This window comes from bacterium (genome assembly GCA_035370465.1).
In the GTDB taxonomy this organism is placed as follows: domain Bacteria; phylum Ratteibacteria; class UBA8468; order B48-G9; family JAFGKM01; genus JAGGVW01.
In genome coordinates, this window is sequence record DAOOVW010000088.1 from 1 (window position 1) to 3,068 (window position 3,068).

A 3,068-nucleotide genomic window follows, 5' to 3' on the forward strand; every position below is an offset into this window, starting at 1 on the left:
TTCTTAATCCACTTACATCTTCTTCCAATTTTTCAAGTTTAGGAGCAATTACTTTTTGAAGAAAAGAACATCTACTCTCATTTTTTCATCTCTATTTTTATTATACTTGCTTCTTTGTTTCCTATCAAGCATTAATTAGGTACGGGTACGGTTCTTATAGAGCACCAAAACCTTTTATTTTTCAATAATACCAAATTTTAATAAAAAATAACTTATATTTTAATTATCTGCTCCCTCTCAGAACCAACAGAAATTGCAGATATCTTTACTTCAATAAGTTCCTGTATTCTTTCAATATATTTCTTTGCATTTGTTGGTAATTTACTATATTCTTTTATGTCAGATATACTTTCACTCCATCCATCCATTTCTTCATAAATAACCTCACAATTTGAAAATACTTTCATATTCATTGGATATTCATTATAAATTTTACCATCATATTTATATGCAACTCCTATTTTCAATTTTTCAATACCTGATAAAACATCCAATTTTGTTATAAAAATTTCATCAAGTCCATTTACAATAGAAGCAAACCTTACAATTACTGAATCAAACCAACCACATCTTCTTGGCCTTCCTGTTGTTGCACCATATTCATTCCCTGACCTTCTCAATGTATCTTCAAGAAGCCCTTTCATCTCGGTAGGAAATGGACCTTTTCCAACTCTTGTTGTATATGCTTTAACAATTCCTATCACTTTATCTATTTTTGTTGGGGAAATTCCAAGACCTGTACAACTCCCCCCAGATATTGGATTTGAAGCAGTAACATAAGGATATGTACCAAAATCAATATCAAGAAATGTTCCCTGTGCTCCTTCGGCAAGAATATTTTTTCCCTTGGAGAGCATATCATTTATAAAAATTGTTCCATTTATTATGTATTTTTTTATTTTCTCTCTTATTTCTTTATAATCATTATAAATTTTATCTGCATTAAGTATTTTTTCTTTATAATATTCTTTTAAGAGATAGTTCTTTAATTCAAGAGCAATTTTAAGTTTCTCATAAAAAACATCATCATCAAGTAAGTCAACAACTCTTATTCCTATTCTACCATATTTATCTGCATAAGTTGTCCCTATCCCTCTTCCAGTTGTTCCTAATTCTCCTTTTCCTCTAAATTTATCTTCTATCTGGTCAAGAATTTTATGGTATGGCATTGTAATATGAGCATTTTCATAAATAAAAAGACGGTCATCTACTTTTATCCCATTTTTTTCAAGAAATGCTATTTCCTCAAATAAAGAAACAGGGTCAATAACTGTCCCATTACCAATTAAACAAATTTTCTCGGGATAAAGAATACCAGATGGAACAAGATGAAAAATAAATTTTTTACCATTTATAATTACCGTATGACCTGCATTTGCTCCTCCCTGATATCTTGCAACAATATCCATATCTTTTGCAAGGTAATCAATAACTTTCCCTTTCCCTTCATCTCCCCATTGTGTTCCAACAACAACTGTAACCATTTCAACCTCCTTTTAATTTCCTTATAATTGCATCGCCCATTTCTTTTGTCCCAACGGAAGAGTTATCATCTTTTTCTTTAAAATCATAGGTAACAAAAACACCTTCTTTTATTACACTTGCAAGTGCATTTTCAAGTTTTTTACTTTCATCAGAATAACCAATATAATCAAGCATCAAAATACCTGCTAATATCATAGCAGAAGGATTTACTTTGTTTTGTCCTTTATATTTTGGAGCAGACCCATGCGTTGGCTCAAAAACTGCTATATCTTCTCCCAAATTTGCACCCGCAGAAAGTCCTAATCCACCAACAAGCCCTGCACAAAGGTCAGAAAGAATATCCCCATAAAGATTGGGACAAACAAGAACATCATAAATTTCTGGTTTTTGAACAAGTTGCATTGCCATATTATCAACAATTTTATCTTCAAATTCAATATCTTTATATTCATCTGCAACTTTCCTTGCAACATCAAGAAAAAGTCCATCAGTAAATTTCATTATATTTGCTTTATGAACAGCAGTTACTTTTTTTCTTCTATTTTTTCTTGCATATTCAAAAGCAAATCTGACAATTCTCTCTGAATTTTTAACTGAGATTGGTTTTATGCTTATTCCAGAATCATTTTCTATTTTACTTCCTGTTTTTTTCTCAATAAATTCAATCAATTCAAGTGTATTTTCTTTCCCTTTTTCAAACTCAATTCCTGCATAAAGGTCTTCCATATTTTCTCTAACAATTACAAGGTCAACATTTTGAAATTTTGTTTTTGCACCTTCATAAATTTTAAATGGTCTTAAACAAACATATAAGTTGAAATATTGTCTTATAAAAACATTTATACTTCTATATCCATACCCAACAGGTGTTGTTATAGGACCCTTCAGGCATACTTTATTTTCTTTTATAGACATTAATGTTTCATCTGGAATAGGAGTTCCATATTTTTCAAGTGCTTCCAATCCAACTTCTTTTATATCCCATTCAATATCAACTCCTGTGGCATCAATACAATTTTTGACAACCTCTGTAATTTCTGGTCCTATTCCATCTCCTGGAATTAATGTAATTTTTTTTCCCATATTACTCCTCTATTTTAAAACTACCATATTTTTTTATGTAATTAACAACACCACCTTCATTTAAAATATCAATCATAAATGATGGCAACGAAGAACTTTTTATTTCTATTCCTTTTGTAATATCTCTAACAATACCTTTTTCTACATCTACTTCAATTTCATCTCCATCATCTATTTTATCAGTATCTGCCTGTATTAAAACAAGACCAACATTTATGCTATTTCTAAAAAATATTCTTGCAAAACTTTTTGCAATCACACCTGATATACCTGAATGTTTTATTACAAGAGGTGCTTGTTCTCTACTTGAACCACACCCAAAATTATTTCCTGCAACAATAAAATCGCCTTTTTTAATTTTTTTATAGAAATCAGGAATTATATCTTCCATAAGATGTGTTGCAAGTTCGTTCATATCAAGTGTTTTAAACTTATATTTTCCTGAAATAATGTAATCAGTATTTATATCATCACCAAATTTATGAACATATCCTTTTAGT

At 30.0% G+C, this 3,068-nt stretch carries 3 protein-coding genes; all 3 read right to left on the reverse strand.

The window, feature by feature from the left end:
- Positions 1-212: 212 nt before the first annotated feature.
- Positions 213-1,484: an adenylosuccinate synthase gene (locus PLW95_08035; protein ID HOV22604.1), complete on the reverse strand. Its 1,272-nt coding sequence runs from the start codon at positions 1,482-1,484 to the stop codon at positions 213-215.
- A 1-nt stretch (position 1,485) separates the two neighbouring features.
- Entirely contained in the window at positions 1,486-2,568 is a 1,083-nt protein-coding gene (locus tag PLW95_08040; protein HOV22605.1) for an isocitrate/isopropylmalate dehydrogenase family protein, read from the reverse strand.
- A gap of 1 nt (position 2,569) precedes the next feature.
- Positions 2,570-3,068: 3-isopropylmalate dehydratase small subunit (locus PLW95_08045; protein ID HOV22606.1), on the reverse strand; the 499-nt coding region annotated here is incomplete at its 5' end.

What these genes read in the sequence shown, in the direction of transcription:
- PLW95_08035 (HOV22604.1), bottom strand. Translation starts at nt 1,484, where the DNA reads ATGGTTACAGTTGTTGTTGGAACACAATGGGGAGATGAAGGGAAAGGG.
- PLW95_08040 (HOV22605.1), bottom strand. Translation starts at nt 2,568, where the DNA reads ATGGGAAAAAAAATTACATTAATTCCAGGAGATGGAATAGGACCAGAA.